Source organism: Micromonospora sp. M42, assembly GCF_000568915.1.
Classification (GTDB): Bacteria; Actinomycetota; Actinomycetes; order Mycobacteriales; family Micromonosporaceae; genus Micromonospora; species Micromonospora chalcea.
In genome coordinates, this window is the sequence record NZ_KK037233.1 from 5,538,556 (window position 1) to 5,555,084 (window position 16,529).

General features: G+C 72.0%; 12 protein-coding genes. 4 read left to right on the forward strand and 8 right to left on the reverse strand.

Going from position 1 to position 16,529, the window contains the following annotated elements; all coding sequences use genetic code 11:
* The 3 genes from MCBG_RS25585 to MCBG_RS25595 all read right to left on the reverse strand — a co-directional run bounded on the left by MCBG_RS25585 (nucleotide 1) and on the right by MCBG_RS25595 (nucleotide 4,132).
* Nucleotides 1-1,131, reverse strand: a complete 1,131-nt coding sequence (locus MCBG_RS25585) for a thiamine pyrophosphate-dependent dehydrogenase E1 component subunit alpha (RefSeq protein ID WP_043328772.1) — start codon at nucleotides 1,129-1,131, stop codon at nucleotides 1-3.
* A gap of 116 nt (nucleotides 1,132-1,247) precedes the next feature.
* A complete protein-coding gene (locus MCBG_RS25590) occupies nucleotides 1,248-2,579 on the reverse strand; it encodes an aspartate aminotransferase family protein (RefSeq protein WP_043328774.1) in 1,332 nt (443 codons plus the stop codon).
* Nucleotides 2,580-2,599: 20 nt separating this feature from the next.
* Nucleotides 2,600-4,132 (reverse strand): CoA-acylating methylmalonate-semialdehyde dehydrogenase, encoded by a 1,533-nt coding sequence (locus tag MCBG_RS25595; protein WP_051611371.1) that lies wholly within the window; start codon nucleotides 4,130-4,132, stop codon nucleotides 2,600-2,602.
* A gap of 106 nt (nucleotides 4,133-4,238) precedes the next feature.
* Between MCBG_RS25595 and MCBG_RS25600 the strand changes: the two genes are divergently transcribed.
* On the forward strand, nucleotides 4,239-5,882 hold the full coding sequence (locus MCBG_RS25600; RefSeq protein ID WP_043328776.1) for a PucR family transcriptional regulator: 1,644 nt from the start codon (nucleotides 4,239-4,241) through the stop codon (nucleotides 5,880-5,882).
* A 3-nt stretch (nucleotides 5,883-5,885) separates the two neighbouring features.
* Here MCBG_RS25600 and MCBG_RS25605 read toward each other — a convergent pair whose 3' ends face one another.
* Nucleotides 5,886-6,254 (reverse strand): hypothetical protein, encoded by a 369-nt coding sequence (locus tag MCBG_RS25605; RefSeq protein WP_043328777.1) that lies wholly within the window; start codon nucleotides 6,252-6,254, stop codon nucleotides 5,886-5,888.
* Nucleotides 6,255-6,573: 319 nt separating this feature from the next.
* Here MCBG_RS25605 and MCBG_RS25610 point away from each other — a divergent pair, with 319 nt between their 5' ends.
* The 3 genes from MCBG_RS25610 (at nucleotide 6,574) to MCBG_RS25620 (ending at nucleotide 10,692) form a co-directional block, all read left to right on the forward strand.
* Nucleotides 6,574-8,262, forward strand: a complete 1,689-nt coding sequence (locus MCBG_RS25610; RefSeq protein WP_043328778.1) for an acyl-CoA mutase large subunit family protein — start codon at nucleotides 6,574-6,576, stop codon at nucleotides 8,260-8,262.
* Nucleotides 8,263-8,441: 179 nt separating this feature from the next.
* Complete coding sequence (locus MCBG_RS25615; RefSeq protein ID WP_043328779.1) at nucleotides 8,442-9,359, forward strand: tetratricopeptide repeat protein; 918 nt, start codon at nucleotides 8,442-8,444, stop codon at nucleotides 9,357-9,359.
* Nucleotides 9,360-9,417: 58 nt separating this feature from the next.
* Nucleotides 9,418-10,692 (forward strand): arginase family protein, encoded by a 1,275-nt coding sequence (locus tag MCBG_RS25620; RefSeq protein ID WP_043328780.1) that lies wholly within the window; start codon nucleotides 9,418-9,420, stop codon nucleotides 10,690-10,692.
* A gap of 12 nt (nucleotides 10,693-10,704) precedes the next feature.
* Here MCBG_RS25620 and MCBG_RS31295 read toward each other — a convergent pair whose 3' ends face one another.
* From MCBG_RS31295 to MCBG_RS25640, 4 genes are all read right to left on the reverse strand, one after another.
* On the reverse strand, nucleotides 10,705-11,589 hold the full coding sequence (locus tag MCBG_RS31295; protein ID WP_064447796.1) for an adenosine deaminase family protein: 885 nt from the start codon (nucleotides 11,587-11,589) through the stop codon (nucleotides 10,705-10,707).
* Nucleotides 11,590-11,591: 2 nt separating this feature from the next.
* Nucleotides 11,592-12,890 carry a methyltransferase domain-containing protein gene (locus MCBG_RS25630; protein ID WP_043328781.1) on the reverse strand — a complete coding sequence of 433 codons (1,299 nt, stop codon included), beginning with the start codon at nucleotides 12,888-12,890 and terminating at the stop codon, nucleotides 11,592-11,594.
* The gene (locus MCBG_RS25635; protein WP_158629869.1) at nucleotides 12,887-14,200 is read right to left on the reverse strand and encodes a prenyltransferase/squalene oxidase repeat-containing protein; all 1,314 of its coding nucleotides are present in this window, start codon (nucleotides 14,198-14,200) and stop codon (nucleotides 12,887-12,889) included. The genes MCBG_RS25630 and MCBG_RS25635 overlap by 4 nt, the downstream gene beginning before the upstream one ends.
* 274 nt (nucleotides 14,201-14,474) lie before the next feature.
* Nucleotides 14,475-16,439 carry a penicillin-binding transpeptidase domain-containing protein gene (locus MCBG_RS25640; protein ID WP_043328783.1) on the reverse strand — a complete coding sequence of 655 codons (1,965 nt, stop codon included), beginning with the start codon at nucleotides 16,437-16,439 and terminating at the stop codon, nucleotides 14,475-14,477.
* Nucleotides 16,440-16,529: the final 90 nt, after the last annotated feature.

Here is a 16,529-nt window from a genome sequence, read left to right on the forward strand (position 1 = left end):
TCAGTCGAGGAAGGAGCCGCGGTAGGCGACGAACGCGTCGCGCTCCTCCCGCAGAAGCTGGGGCACGCCGGACAGCACCGTGGCGAAGGCGTCCGCGAGGTCCGGGGCCGTCAGGGCCAGGCACTCCCGGCGGGTCCGGTCGGCGAGTTCGTCCGCCTCGGCCTGGATCTGGCCGAGGAACGTCTCGTCGCTCCAGCCCTCGGCGCGCATCAGCGCCTCGACCCGGGCCAGCGGGTCCCGCGCCCGCCAGGCTTCCAACTCGTCGTCGGTGCGGTACCGGGTCGGGTCGTCGGACGTGCTGTGCCCGCCCATCCGGTACGTGGTGGCCTCGACGATCGCGGGGCCGCTGCCTGCGCGGGCGTGCTCGGTCACCGCTGACGTCACCGCGTACACCGCCAGCACGTCGTTGCCGTCGACCCACTCGCTGCGCAGGCCGAACCCGGCGCCGCGCCGGTGGATCGGGGTACGCGTCTGCGACGCGGTCGGTGTGGAGATGGCCCACTGGTTGTTCTGGCAGAAGAACACCATCGGGGCGGCGTTCACGGCGGCGATGTTCATGGCCTCGCTCGCGTCGCCCTCACTGGCCGCGCCGTCACCGAAGTACGTCACGACCACCGTGTCGCTGCCGTCGCGCTGCACGCCGAGCGCGTACCCGGTGGCGTGCAGCAGCTGCGCGGCCAGCACCAGCGTGTAGATGTGGAACGAGTACGGCTCCGGGTCCCAGCCGCTGTGCGCGACGCCGCGCCACTGCCGGAGCAGGTCGGCCGGGCCGATGCCGCGCCACAGCGCCGCCGCGTGCTCGCGGTAGCTCGGGAAGACGTAGTCGTCGGCGCGTACCGCCGCGACGGAGCCGACCTGTGCGGCCTCCTGGCCGCGGCACTGCAGCCACAGGCCCAGCTCGCCCTGTCGCTGCAACGCGAACGCCTCGTCGTCGAGGCGGCGGGCCAGCCGCATCCCCCGGTACAGGTCGCGGGTGAGGCGGCCGAGGGCGTCTCGGTCGACGTCCACGTCCGGGTGCAGGCGTCCGTCCGGGGTGACGAGCTGGGTCCAGCCCTCGGCGGCGCGCGGAAGGTCGGTGGTACCGGTGAAGGGGTTGGTGACCGGTGGGTCGGCGAGATCTACGGTAGTCATTCGTCACCTTCTGGGTGCGTCGGTCTCCGCGTCACCGGGGTCGCCGGCCGTCTCGCGGATCTCGGATATGGGACCGCCCGCCGGGGTGGACCCGGCGGGCGGTGATGGGCGTACGTCTAGACCGTGTGCCGGTCGGCGAGTGTCAGCGCCTCGTCGAGGACCGCCAGTCCCGCCTTGGCCTCCGTCTCCGACACCGTGCAGGGCGGCACCACGTGGATCCGGTTGAAGTTGGCGAACACGACCAGGCCGCCCCGCTTGCACTCGGCCAGCACGTCGTTCATCTCCGGCGACGAGGCCCCGTACGGCGCCAGCGGCTCCCGGGTCTCGCGGTCGCGGACCAGTTCCAGCGCCCAGAAGACGCCGAGCCCGCGTACGTCCCCGACGCTCGGGTGCCGCTCGGCGATCTCGCGCAGCCCCGGGCCGAGCACGTCCGCGCCGATCCGGGCGGCGTTCTCGACGATGCCCTCGTCCCGCATCGCGTTGATGGTCGCGACGGCGGCGGCGGTGGCCAGCGGGTGGCCGGAGTAGGTCAGCCCGCCGGGGTAGGGGCGGGTGGCGAACGTGTCGGCGACGTGGTCGGCGATCACCACACCGCCGAGCGGCACGTAACCGGAGTTCACGCCCTTGGCGAAGGTGATCAGGTCGGGCGTCACGCCGTAGTGGTCGATGGCGAACCAGGCGCCGGTACGCCCGAACCCCGCCATCACCTCGTCGGCGATGTAGAGGATGCCGTGCCTGTTGCACAGCTCGCGTACGCCGGCGAGGAAGCCCGGCGGCGGCGGCATGATGCCGGCGGTGCCCGGCACGGTCTCCAGCACGATCGCGGCGATGGTGGACGGGCCCTCCATCTCCACGACCCGTTCGAGGTGGCGCAGCGCGAGCCGGCTCTCCTCCTCCTCGGTCGTGGCGCCGAACTCCGACCGGTACAGGAACGGGCCGAAGAAGTGCACGACCCCGGCGGTGCCGTTGTCGCTGGGCCAGCGACGCGGGTCGCCGGTCAGGTTCACCGCGGTCTGGGTGCCGCCGTGGTAGCTGCGGTACTGGGACAGCACCTTCGGCCGGCCGGTGTGCAGCCGGGCCATCCGGACGGCATGCTCGATCGCGTCCGCGCCGCCGTTTGTGAAGAACACCTTTTCCAGGCCCGCCGGGGTCCGCTCGGTGATCAGCCGGGCCGCCTCGCTGCGGGCGTCGTTGGCGTACGACGGCGCGATGGTGCACAGCTTGGCGGCCTGCTCCTGGATCGCCGCCACGACCGCCGGGTGCTGGTGGCCGATGTTGGTGTTGACGAGCTGGGAGGAGAAGTCCAGGTAGCGGTTCCCGTCGCCGTCCCAGAAGTACGAGCCCTCGGCGCGCTCGACCACCATCGGGTCGAGCAGGGCCTGGGCCGACCAGGAGTGGAAGACGTGGGCGCGGTCGAGTTCGTAGGTGCGGCGTGCGCTGGTGCTCATTGTCGCGTCTCTCCCGCTGCTCAGACGTTCTCGGGGAAGCCGAGGTTGATTCCGCCGTGGCTGGGGTCGAGCCAGCGGGAGGTGACGACCTTGCCGCGGGTGAAGAAGTGCACGCCCTCGGCGCCGTGGGCGTGGGAGTCGCCGAAGAGGCTGTCCTTCCAGCCGCCGAACGAGTAGTAGGCCATCGGCACCGGGATCGGCACGTTGACGCCGACCATGCCGACCTCGACCTCGTTCTGGTACCGGCGGGCCGCGCCGCCGTCGTTGGTGAAGATGGCGGTCCCGTTGCCGTACGGGTTGGAGTTCACCAGCTTGAGCGCCTCGTCGTAGCTGCCGACCCGCACCACCGACAGCACCGGCCCGAAGATCTCGTCGGTGTAGACGCTCATCTCCGGCGAGACCCGGTCCAGCAGGCTCGGCCCGAGCCAGAACCCGGACTCGTCGCCGTCGACCTGCACCTTCCGCCCGTCCACCACCAGTTCGGCGCCGGCCTCGACGCCCGCGTCCAGGTACGACGCGACCCGGTCGCGGTGCTCCCGGGTGACCAGCGGCCCCATGTCGCAGGAGCGGCGGCCGTCACCGATCTTCAGGCCGGCGATGCGCTCGCGGATGCGCGCCACCAGGTCGTCGGCGACGGGCTCGACGACCACCAGGGCGGAGATCGCCATGCACCGCTCGCCGGCCGAGCCGAACCCGGCGTTGACCGCCGCGTCGGCGGCCAGGTCGAGGTCGGCGTCCGGCAGCACCACCATGTGGTTCTTCGCGCCGCCGAGGGCCTGTACGCGCTTGCCGTTGCGGGTGCCGGTCTCGTACACGTACCGGGCGATCGGGGTGGAGCCGACGAACGACACGGCCTTGACCTCGGGGTGCTCCAGCAGCCGGTCGACAGCGACCTTGTCGCCGTGCACCACGTTGAACACGCCGGCGGGCAGGCCGGCCTGCTCCCAGAGCCGGGCGACGAGCAGCGACGCGGACGGGTCCTTCTCGCTGGGCTTGAGCACGACGGCGTTGCCGGCCGCGATGGCGATCGGCACGAACCACATCGGGACCATCACCGGGAAGTTGAACGGGGAGATGACGGCGCAGACGCCGACCGGCTGCCGGATGGAGTAGACGTCCACGTTCGTGGACACGCCCTCGGAGTAGCCGCCCTTGAGCAGGTGCGGGATGCCGCAGGCGAACTCCACGACCTCCAGGCCGCGGGTGACCTCGCCCAGGGCGTCCGAGACGACCTTGCCGTGCTCGGCCGTGATCAGCTCGGCCAGTTCCTGCTTGTGCTGGTTCACCAGCTCCCGGAACGCGAACAGCACCTGGGTGCGCTTGGTCAGCGACGAGTTCCGCCAGGAGGCGAACGCGGCGGCGGCGGAGGCGACCGCCTGGTCCACCTCGTCGGCGGAGGCCAGCGGCACCTCCGTCCGGACCGTGCCCAGCGCCGGATCGTAGACTGGGGCCGTACGCTCGGTGACGCCGGCGAACGCCTTGCCGTCGATCCAGTGGGTCACCCGCTCCAGCGGGACGGGAGCGGGCACGGTGCCGGGTGCTGTCTGGGTCATGCCCGGATCATCTGCGCTTCCCCAGGCCCGGGCAATGGGCACTGTGTCGTTCCAGCCCGGGAGAAGCACACATACTGTGCGCCGGAGCGAGGAGGGAGACGGTCTGATGCCGATGACGGTTCGCGACGTGCTCGAACTGCCGGCGTTGCAGCAGGCCGGGCCGCGTGTCATGGCCGGGCGGGACCGCCTGGACGCTCCGGTGCGCTGGGTGCACGTGGCCGAGATCCCGGAGATCGCCGACCTGCTCCGCGGCGGGGAGCTGGTGCTGACCACCGGTATCGGCCTGCCGCCGGACGACGACGGGCTGCGCCGGTGGATCGACGGCCTGGCGGCGGTCGGCGCGGCCGGGGTCGTGGTCGAGCTGGGCCGCCGGTTCGGCGGGACGCTGCCGGCCGCGCTCGTCGAGCAGGCCCGCAGCCGGAACCTGCCGCTCGTCGCGCTCCAGCGGGAGATGCGGTTCGTGGCGGTGACCGAGGTGGTCCACTCGGTGATCGTTGAGGAGCAGACCGCCGAGCTGCTCGCGAAGGACGAGATCCACCGGATCTTCACCGAGCTGTCGGTGGAGGGCGCGGAGCCCCGGCAGGTGCTCCGCGAGGTCACCCGTCTGTCCCGGCGTCCCGTGGTGCTGGAGAACCTCTCCCACCAGGTGCTGGCGTACGAGACCGGCCCGCTGTCGGCCGAGGAGCTGCTCGACCGCTGGGAGACCCGCTCACGCGCGGTCGAGGTCCCGTCCGGCACCGGCTACGAGCCGCGTTCGGGCTGGCTGGTGACCGGCGTGGAGGCGCGGGGCAACAGGTGGGGGCGGCTGGTGCTGCTGTGCGACCAGGAGCCGCCGGCCCGGACGAGCGTCCTGCTGGAGCGCGCCGCGTCCACCATCGCGCTGAACCAGCTCGTCGCCCGGGACGACTCGTCTGTCGAACGGCAGGCGCGCAGCAGCCTGCTGTGGAGCATCGTCAACCACTCCGCGCCGACCCGGGACGTGGCGCTGCGGGCGCGCGGGCTCGGTGTGGCGCTGGAACAGCGGCGGCTGCTCGGGGTGGTGGTCCGCCGGCGCCGGCCGGGCCCGGGGCCCGGCGCCGAGATGAACGCGCGCCGCCGGGAACTGCTGGACGCGGTGGAGACGGCGGTGCGCGACTGCGGGCTGTCGGCGCTGGCCGGGGACGTCGACGGGCTCGGTGGTGCGGAGGTCACCGTGCTCGTCGCCCTCACCGACGCCGAGTCCGACGAGGCCGCGTTGCTCGGCCTGTCCACCGCGCTCACCCGGGCGGGCGTGCGGGCCGGGTCGGACGTCGTGGTCGCCGCCGGATCAGTGGTCAGGTCGCTGGACCTGGCGCGGCGCTCGCTGATCGAGGCGGCCCAGGTGGCCGACGCCACGGCGCACACCGCCGAGCCCCGGCCCTTCTACCGGCTCCTCGACGTCCGCCTCCGGGGCCTGCTGTACCTGCTGCGCGACGACGTGCGTCTGCAGACGTTCGTCGAGCGCGAACTGGGCCCGCTGCTCTCCTACGACGAGCGGCACGGCACGAACCACGTGGCGCTGCTGGAGGCGTACCTGGTCGAGGGGCGCAACAAGCGGCGTGCGGCGGAGGAGATGTCGCTGTCCCGCTCCGCGTTGTACCAGCGGTTGCAGTTGATCGAGCGGGTGCTCGGCGTCGACCTGGATTCGAGCGAGCGGCGCCTGTCGCTGCACGTGGCGCTCACCGCCCGCGACGTCATGCGCGGCGGTGGCATCTCCGGTGCCGCGGGCTGACTGTCACCTGCCGCGACGGGCCCGGGGGCGCCGGACACCGTCGCGGGTGGGCGAGGTGTGCACGCTGACGCTGACGACCGGGATCGCCCTCGCGACGCTCTTGCGTACCGTCTCCAGCGACGCCGTGGCGGGGGAGCACTCCACGATCATCACCGCCGATCGGTCCGGGCACTGCACGTACTGGACGTGCGTCACCGCGACCCGGCGTGAGTGCAGGACGGACAGCACCTTGAGCAGGCCGGTGGTGGAGTGCCCGGGGCCGAGGTGCACCACCATCGTGCACGCGCCGGCGGGGGAGTCGTCGTGCGGCCGGACGGCCGGGCCGGGAAGCTGGCGATCGACGGTGTCGGGGGGAAACGGGAACGTGGTCACGGGAGCCTCACAGTGTCGAGCCGACAGGGTGGCTTGGCCGGCGACGCACGCGAAGGCGTACGCCGCCTAGGTAATCGGCCCGATCGCGATGTGCATGCCCACGGCGGGGAGTGTGGCACGTCTCCGGGCCGCCGGGGAGGCTCCGGCGGCAAGCCGTCCGGCACGTGAGACAGCGCTCTGACCTGCGGATCGACGATCGTGGTGGGGCTTCGCGCCGGGCGCCTGCGAGTTACCGGCCGGTACGCATGCACTTAAGGATCGTTCAGGATCTCGCTCTACACTCGGGCTTGGGACGACGACTTGAGAAGGAGCTCCGCGCATGGACGCTGACGAGATCGCCGCCGGTCGGGCCCGCTGGCAGGCCCGCTACGACGCCGCCCGCAAGCGCGACGCGGACTTCACCACGCTGTCCGGCATGAGCGTCGAACCGGTGTACGGCCCGCCGGAGGGCGCGGCGTACCCGGGCTTCGACCGGATCGGCTGGCCGGGCGAGTTCCCGTACACCAGAGGTCTGTACCCGACCGGCTACCGCGGGCGGACCTGGACCATCCGGCAGTTCGCCGGTTTCGGCAACGCCCGGCAGACCAACGAGCGGTACAAGATGATCCTCGGCGCCGGTGGCGGCGGGCTCTCCGTCGCCTTCGACATGCCGACGCTGATGGGACGCGACTCCGACGACCCGCAGTCGCTCGGCGAGGTCGGCCACTGCGGTGTCGCCGTCGACTCGGCCGCCGACATGGAGGTGCTGTTCGACGGCATCGACCTGGCCGGCGTGACCACCTCGATGACCATCTCCGGTCCGGCCGTGCCGGTCTTCTGCATGTACCTGGTCGCCGCCGAACGGCAGGGCGCCAATCTGTCCACACTGGACGGAACGCTCCAGACGGACATCTTCAAGGAGTACATCGCGCAGAAGGAGTGGCTGTTCGACCCCGAGCCGCACCTGCGCCTCATCGGCGACCTGATGGAGTACTGCGCCCGGGAGATCCCCCGGTACAAGCCGCTGTCCGTCTCCGGCTACCACATCCGCGAGGCCGGCTCGACCGCCGCGCAGGAGCTGGCGTACACGCTGGCCGACGGGTTCGGGTACGTCGAGCTGGGCCTGTCGCGCGGGCTCGACGTGAACACGTTCGCCCCCGGCCTGAGCTTCTTCTTCGACTCCCATGTGGACTTCTTCGAGGAGATCGCCAAGTTCCGCGCCGCCCGCCGGATCTGGGCCCGCTGGCTGCGCGACGTGTACGGCGCCACCAGCGAGAAGGCGCAGTGGCTGCGGTTCCACACGCAGACCGCCGGAGTGTCGCTGACCGCGCAGCAGCCGGTGAACAACGTGGTACGCACCGCCGTGGAGGCCCTGGCCGCGGTGCTCGGCGGCACCAACTCGCTGCACACCAACGCGCTCGACGAGACGCTCGCCCTGCCCACCGACGAGTCGGCCGAGATCGCCCTGCGTACCCAGCAGGTGCTGATGGAGGAGACCGGCGTGACGAACGTGGCCGACCCGCTCGGCGGCGCCTGGTACGTCGAGGCGCTCACCGACCGGATCGAGGCCGAGGCGGAGGAGATCTTCGCCCGGATCAAGCAGCTCGGCGGCGAGGGCCCGCACGCCATCGGCCCGATGACCTCCGGCATCCTGCGCGGCATCGAGGACGGCTGGTTCACCGGGCACATCGCCGAGTCGGCGTTCGCCTACCAGCAGGCGCTGGAGAAGGGCGACAAGAAGATCGTCGGCGTCAACTGCCACACCGGCACCGTCGCCAAGGACCTGGAGATCCTGCGCATCTCGCACGAGGTGGAGCTGGAGCAGCGCCGGGTGCTGGCCGAGCGCAAGTCGGCCCGCGACGACGCCGCCGTCACCGCCGCCGTGGCGCGGATGGTCGAGGTCGCCCGCAGCGGCGAGAACATGATCCCCGCCATGCTCGACGCGGTCCGCGCCGAGGCCACCCTCGGCGAGATCTGCGACGCCCTCCGCACCGAGTGGGGCGTCTACCGCGAGCCCGCCCGCTTCTGACCGCCGCTTTGTAAGGAAGGGCCCCTTGTTAACAGCTGCTGTTAACAAGGGGCCCTTCCTCTACCGCAGGCGTTAACAAGGGGCCCTTCCTTGCGGGCGGGCTGAGCTGGGGGAGAGTGGTGACTGTCGCCGTCGCGGCTGGTCGGAGATCCGTCGCGTACGTGCGAGACTAGACAACCATGAGCGACCCACGGATCACCTCGTCGATCTTCACCCGCGGCGCGGTCGACCTCAGCGCGCTGCGCACCCCCGCACCTGCCGACACCTCCACCGCCACACCGTCTCCGGGCGGCACGCCCGCCGGGCTGCCGGGCAGCCCCGCCGGCTCCGCCGCCGTGATCGACGTGACCGAGGCGAACATCCAGTCCGAGGTGCTCGAACGCTCGCTCACCACACCGGTAGTGGTCTTCTTCGGCGCCGCCGGTTACCCGGAGAGCGACCAGTTCGCCCCGGTGCTGGAGAAGCTGGCCGCCGAGGGCGGCGGAGCGTGGCTGCTGGCCCGGGTCGACGTGCAGCAGCAGCCGCGGCTCGCGCAGATGTTCCAGCTCCAGGCGCTGCCCACCACGTACGCCATCGTCGGTGGCCGCCCGATCGACGCCTTCCCGGGCCCGGTGCCCGAGTCGCAGTTGCGACAGTGGCTCCAGGCCGTGCTCAAGGCCGGTGGCGTCACCGTCGCCGAACCGGAGGACCCGCGCCTCGACGCCGCCGACGACGCGCTGATGAGCGGTGACCTCGACGCGGCCGAGGCGGCGTACCGGAAGATCCTCGCCGAGTCCCCGGCCGACGCGGCGGCGGAGGCGGGCCTGGCGCAGGTCGGGCTGGCCCGCCGGGTCGCCGGCGCCGACCCGCAGGGCGCGCTGGACGCCGCGGCCGCCGCCCCCGACGACGTGGACGCCCAACTGCTGGCCGCCGACATCGAGGTGCTCAGCGGCCTCGCCGACCAGGCGTACCAGCGGCTCGTCGGCCTGGTCCGGCGCACCGCCGGGGACGACCGGGACCGGGTACGCCAGCACCTGCTCGGCCTGTTCACCATCGCCGGCCCGGACGACCCCGCCGTGGCCTCCGCCCGACGCGCCCTGGCCAGCGCGCTGTTCTGAGTCAACCCGCGCGGGCCGGCGCACCGCCGGCCCGCCCGACCACCGAGGACGGGAGCCCATGATGCGCCGGATCGCCGTCCTCGACGCGCCGACGAACCTCGGGCTGCGCCCACCCACCGCCAGCTCCGTGCCCGGATGCGCCAAGGCGCCGGGCGCGCTGCGCGACCACGGCCTGCTCGCCCGGCTGCGGGCCCGAGACGCCGGCTGCCTGACCCCGCCCCGGTACGACCCGGGGGACTGGCGACCCGGCGACGGCGTCTGCCACGCGCCGGAGATCTCCGCGTACTCGCTGGCGCTCGCCGACCGGATCGGCGCGATCATCGACCGGGGCGAGTTCCCGCTGGTGCTCGGCGGGGACTGCTCGGTGCTGCTCGGCTCCGGGCTGGCCATGCACCGCCTCGGCGAGGCGGTCGGCGGGCGGATCGGCCTGGTCTTCGTCGACGGCCACTCCGACTTCCGGCACCCCGGCAACGCCTCCTACGTCGGCGCGGCCGCCGGGGAGGACCTGGCGCTGGTCACCGGGCGGGGGCAGCCCGACCTGGCGGCCATCGAGGGGAGGCGGCCCTACTTCCGGGACATCGACGTGGTGGTGCTCGGCATCCGCGCGCAGGACGAGTACCGCCTCGACCTGCAGGCCGCCGGCATCACCACCCGGCCGGTGCCGGCGCTGCGCGCCGAGGGCGCGGCCCGGACCGCCCAGTGGGCGCACGAGCAGCTCGTCGACTGCGCCGGCTACTGGGTGCACATCGACGTCGACGTGCTCGACCCGGCGGTGATGCCCGCCGTGGACGCGCCCGACCCCGGTGGCATCGCCTTCGCCGAGCTGGAGATCCTGCTGGCCGGGCTGGTCGACACCCCGCACTGCCTCGGCGTCGAGCTGACCGTCTTCGACCCCGACTACGACCCGGACGGGGCGTACGCGGCCGAGATCGTGAACACGGTGGTGGCCGGGCTCGCCCCGGTCGTCGCGCCGGGCGCCGTTCCGCCCCGTCTGCTGCCGCCCGGCCCGCCGCCCCAGCGCGCACGGTACGCGGAGGCAACCCGGGCGGGCAGCTTCCTATCGCCGAACGGCGACGCCGCAGAGCGGGACGCGGATCCGGCGGCCGGGACCGCCGGGCTCGGCTCCGGCCTGGCGGCGGACGAGCCGGATCTCGCCTCAGCGCCGACGTCCGGAGGGCTCGCCTCGGCGTCGTTGGAGACGCCGGTGCCGGCCGTCGCCGTTGAGCCGATCGGGCCAGCCGCCGCGGTCTCCTCCGGGCTGCTGCGTCGGGTGCCCCAGACCGACGAGGACGCACCGAAGGACACCCCGCCGTCGTCCGCGGGCATCGACTGATCGCGCGGCAGTTCAGCCCGGCCGTCGGAACACGAACGCCGCCGCCTTCCGCTGCACGGCGGTCACCTCGGCGACGCTCAGATGGAGCAGCCTCGCCGCCGACGCCATCTCCTCCGGAAGCGTAGCCCCGCTCTCCAACGGGACGTCCGTGTTGAAGCAGACCGGCACACCCGCGTCGAGGAAGGTCCGCACCGGGTGGGCGTGGGCCGCGTCGACCGCGCCCAGGGCCAGATTCGATGAGATCGACACCTCGACGAGCACACCGTCGTTTCCCAACCGCTTGAGCAGCGACGGGCTGCGGGCGGCGGCGACCGCGTGGCCCAAACGCTGCGCGCCGAGTTCGTCCAGGGCACGCCATACGCCATCCAGGTGCCCGAACTCCCCGGCGTGCACCGTGACGCCGAGCCCCGACTCGCGGGCGGCGCGGAACAGGCCCCGGAACGGAGCCGTGTCGTCGTACCTGCTCTCGTCGCCGGCGAGGTCGATGCCCACGAAGGTGGCCGGAAGGTCGGCCAGCGCGCCCGTGCAGGCGCGAACGAACTCCTCGTCGCTGTCCCGGTTGATCAGGAGAATCCCCCGGACCGACGGGCGCTCCAGCGACTCCATTGTGGTGTGCGCGACGCGGAGGAACGCGGCCAGTGGCATGCCGTCCCACACGAACCGCCGCGGCGAGAGCCGGAGTTCGACGTGATCCACCCCTTCCCGGCGCTGCTCCTCGTGCATCTGCCGGATGAACGATCGCAAGTCGTCCGCCGATACCGGGAGCCGTCCGCGATTGCCGACGTCGTGCGCGGCGAAGAAGGCCGCCGGATCCCGGCGATGCTCGGCGGGAGTCAGGCCCACCTGTAGACGTTTGCGCTGCTGGGGTTCGAGGTGCAGATGGAGGTGGGGCAGCACGGTCAGTACCTCCTCGTAGCCAGCACCTTTACCCAGCTCTGCGCGGATCGGCCCGAGTTGCTCTCCTCCTCGGTCCAGGCCCGGGTCACCTCGAAGCCGGCCTCCTCTACCAGAGCGCGCAGCTCGGGCAGCTCGTACAGGAAAAAGTGCCGGACCTCGCCCGATTCGCCCAGCTGCTCGCTGACGAGCCCTCGGCCCTCCTTGACCGAGATCTGCATGATGCCCCCGGGTCTCAGCACCCGGTGCAGCTCGTCGAGCGACCGTCGTACGTCCGCACCGCCGAGATGCAGCAGGACCGCCGAACACCAGATCGCGCCGACGGAGCAGTCGGCCAGTGGGATGTCCCTGATGTCGGCCACCAGCCGTGAGAACGGGGCGCTCCACTTGACCTGGGTGAGCAGGGAGGCAGAGGCGTCCATGGCGACGACGGGACGGCCCCTGGCCGCCATGTAGTGTGCGTCCCGACCCGCGCCCGCCCCGGCGTCCAGTACCGGACCGGTGGTCGCATCGAGCAGGTGGTCGATCTGGTGGGGAAGCGCGGAGTCGTCCGCGAACTGTTCGGTGTCCGCCGCGTAGCGCGCGGCGTTGTTCTCGTAGGTGGCCAGCGTCTCGTCCAGGACCTCGGCACCAATCGTCTCGTTCATCCGCGCCTCGTCCCGTCGGAGTTCCCTAATGGTGATGTGGCAGTTCTCAATATAGGGAAAAGCGGCCCAGTCCCAGGTGTCCGGCAGGCCCACGATTTCGGCCCAGACACGTCGCGCGTACTGCGAAACCGCAGGAGGTTCGAGGGTCAGATAGTGGAAGGACGGTGCCCACGAGCAGTAGTAGTAGTTCCTGCGGGCGTCGGCCGCCTTGATCAATGGGCCGAGGCCGTCGACGGGGTGGGCGCCGGGCGGAACCAGCGCGCGGGCATCCGCCTCCGGCGGGAGCGGAAACAAATGGATGTGACAGTGGGTGATGCAGCCGCCGCCGCGGTGACCGGCCTCCTTGCCCGACGAGCCGTGTTCGACCAGAGTCACCCGGCAGGCGAAGACGCGCTCGATCTGGGCGGCGACGGCGCGGGCCAGGACGTGCAGCCGGGACCGTTCCCCGGCGGGGAGGTCGCCGCTGCTCGGCGCGTGACGGTGCGGTACGACCAGGGCGTAGCCCGGAGTCAGGGAGCCGAGTCCGGCCATGACGTCGAGGCCCGACCACCGCATGACGAGCCGGGGCGGCGAGGGATCGTCGAGGCCGGACGCGCCAACGGTGTTGCGCCTGACCTCCCGGCACATCTCGCAGCTGTCGGCCGGTCCGCCCGTCACTGCCCTTGCCCTCCGCGCCGCCGGCGTGCCCCCCAGATCAGTTGGAAGATCAGCAGCAGCGCGGGGAGGATGAGACCGACCAGAAACTCGGTGCGATCGACGGCTCTGGTCAGGTAGAGGACCACCGCGCCGATCGAATAGACGACCCCGATCGACCACAGTGCGAGCGTCACCTTGCGTCGGCGTACCCAGTTCAGCAGGAAGTTGCGCATCAACAGGGCGCTGGTCAGCCTCCTCGCGCTCACCTGTGTCTGTACCAGGGCGCAACCCGGGTAGAGGAGCTGAGCCTCGCCGGTCCGTCCGGGGAACACCGCCTCCCGCATCTTCGACAGGGCCGAGACGAAGGGCCAGATCGCCCAGATGGACTCCCGTAACGGGCTGCGTGGCAGTTCCCAGGCGCCGGTCGGACCCTGATCCCGCATGATCGCGGAAGCCGCCGTGAACAGTTTGGGTTGCAGCGGGTCGACGCCGGCCGCCAGGAGAGCGGTGACGGCGATCGGGCCGGCGAAGTGCGGCAGGACATTCTGGAACACCGTCTGGCGGTCCCCGTCCGGGTACGGGACGTCGAACTCCTCCACCGTCGACGACCGCTCGACGTGCTCGCCCGCCTCCAGCCGTTCGAGGATCCAGTCGGTCGTCTTGCTGATCGTGTTGACGCTCAGCGCGCCCTCGAGTTGGGAGAGGGCGAGCAGTGCGAAGCTGGTGTGCAGGAGGGTGGGCGGAGCGCCGGGCAACGGGCCCCAGGCCGGCGCGTCGGGGCTCTGCGCCCCGATCAGCCACTTCTTGGCGTTGTCGATGACGTGCGGCGGGCCGCCGCACTCCTGGAGCGCCAGCATGCACAGCGCGGTGTGGAAGACTCGTGAGGGTTGACCGGCGTATGAGGCCCAACCGAAGTCGGTGTTCTGGTTCTCTTCCAGGAAGCGCACGCCACCCCGCAATGCGTCGGACGCGGCGAGCCGACCCGTGCCGGGAGGGCTCAGCGCGCGTACCACCCACGCGGTGGCCTCGATGATCGGGAAGCCGTTGGTGGTTCTCACGGCCCAGCCACCCGCTCCGCCGTCCGGATCGACGATCTGCTGGTCGACCAGGTATTTGATGATCTCGTCAGCCCGTTCGAACTCCTGACCCGCGATGCGGAAGGTGAACAGCCCGACGGCGGAGGCGGTGATTCCCGGATTGGGATCGTCCAGGAAGTGATACCAACCAGCCGTGCCCTCGGGCGACCGGAAGTTGACCCGAAGGCAGGACAAGGCGCGGTCGATGGATTCGGACAGGGATTTTCCCGAGAGCGCTGCTACTGGGTGTGCCAATTCATCTCCACAGCGATGATGGGCGGATCGCCGCCTGTGGGCGCGTGTCGGCACCGTACAGCGCTGTCTTGATGTTCACCACCCGTCATGACGGGAGTCGATGGCCGTCGGTTGCGGTAATGACCCGATCGACGACTGTCCGAGAAAAAGCGCAAGGGATTTGCGAGGGTGTGTCGGAGTTTCGTCGCCGCGTCGGCCGCCGCTTCCCCACCGCAAGTGAATGCCGGACATCCGACAGTGCTGCGCCCGGTGCGCGTACGGCGGGGCAGGCGGGCTAGCGGGCGAGGCCGCGCAGGAACTTCTCGGCGATCGGCGCCGCCACCTTCGAGCCCGCCCCGCCCTGCTCGACGAAGACGGCGAAGGCCACGTCACCCTGCCACCCGACGAACCAGGCGTGCGTGTTCGCCGGGTTGTTGTCGTACTCCGCGGTGCCGGTCTTGCCGTGCACCGGCTCGCCGGGCACGTCCGCCAGCGCGCTGCCACTGCCCGCTGTGACCACCCCGCGCATCAGCGACTTCAGCGCCGTCACCGACTCCGGCTTGAGCGCCTCGCCGGCCGGCGTGGGCTTGGCCGGCGCCGGGTCGAGCAGCAGCTTGGGCTGCTCGAACTTGCCCCGGGCCACGGCCGCGGTGGCGCTCGCCATGGCCAGCGGGCTCACCAGCGTGGTGCCCTGGCCGATCGCGGCGGCGGCCTGCTCGGTGGCCGGGCCGTTGGCGGAGACCTTGCCGGTGAACGCGTCCGCGCCGAGATCCCACGCGGCCTCCAGGCCGAGCGTACGACCGGCCTGCGCCAGCCCGTCCGGGCCGAGCTTCGGCGCCAGCGCCACGAACGCGGTGTTGCAGGACTTGGCGAAGTCGGTGGCGAACGGCACCGCGCCCAGCTCGAAGTTGTCCGAGTTCTTGAAGCTGCGGCCCTCGACCGTCGCCGTCTTCGGGCAGTTCACAGTGGTCTGCGGGGTCACCGCGCCCCGGTCGAGCAGGCCGAGCGCGCTGACCATCTTGAACGTCGAGCCGGGCGGCACCTGGGCGGTGAACGCGAGGTTCTCGCCGGCCGCCCCGGGACCGTTCGCGGCGGCCAGCACCGCGCCGTCGCTGATCCGCAGCGCCACCAGCGCGGAGCGGCGGGTCTGCCCGCGCAACGCGGCGTCGGCAGCGTTCTGGGTCGCCACGTCGATGGTGGTCTTCACCGGCTGACCGGGCTTCGGGTCGGCGCGGTACAGCTCCGTGCCGGTCGGCTCGACCTTGCCGTCCGGGGTGGTCCGCTCGGTGATCACGGTGACACCGGTGACGCCGCGCAGCCGCTCGTCGTACCGGCCCTGGAGGCCGCCGTGGCCGACCAGGTCGCCGCGCGCGTACCGCTCGGGGTGGGCCTGCAGGTCGTCGGCGGTGGCCTGGTCGACCGAGCCGAGCAGCGCCCGGGCGAACTCGCGCGTCGGGGCCAGCATGAGCTGGTCGGTGGCGAACCGGGTGCCGGGCAGCTCGTAGATGCGTGGCTTGATCTGCCGGTATGCGTCCTCACGCAGCGTCACCACCTCGACGAGCCCGTCCGGCTTCGCCTCCTTGAGCCGCTTGGGCAGGTCGCCCAGGTCGACCGGCGGGCTGAGCGCGGGCCGGATCGCCTTGAACGCGGCGTCCAGCTTCTTGACCAGGCCGGGCACGTCGGTGACCTCGCCGGGAACGACCTGCACCCGGACCACCGGGCGCGGCGCGACGATCGGCTGGCCGGCGGCGTCCAGCACGCCGGCGCGCTGCGCCGGCTCCCGCCGCAGCGCGATCCGGTCGCCGCTCTCCAGCTTCTCGTGCACCACAGCCGGTTCCCAGATCACCTGCCACTGGTCGTCGCCGCCGCGCTTGAGGCGTACCGGGTTCTCGTAGGCCCAGCGGGCGCCGCCGGGCAGCGCCCAGCTCACCTTGACCCGGGCGGTGGCGACGTCGCCCTTGGTGGTGATCTCGCCGGTGCGCGTCAACTCCGGCGGGTTGGCGGCCAGCTCACCGGCGAGCGCCTGGAGCTGCTTGGTCACCTCGCCGGCCGCCACCCGCCCGCCGGCCGGCTGGATGAAGCCGACCGCCTGCAGGTCGCCGGAGCGCCAGCCGCCGAGGAACGCCTCGACGGCCGCCTCCGGGCCGTCGTCGCCGGAGCAGCCGGTCAGCGCGCCCGCTGTGACCAGGGCGGCGGCCAGCCCCGCGAGGAGGCGACGACGGGTGTGACGGCTGGGGCGGACGGGGTACGACACGGGCATGAAGCGGTCCCTCCGGTGCTCAACTGCCCTGCACGCTAGTACGGCCCGGCGCTCGCCACCGCCCCGCCACGGCCTCCGGCAGCGCGGAAA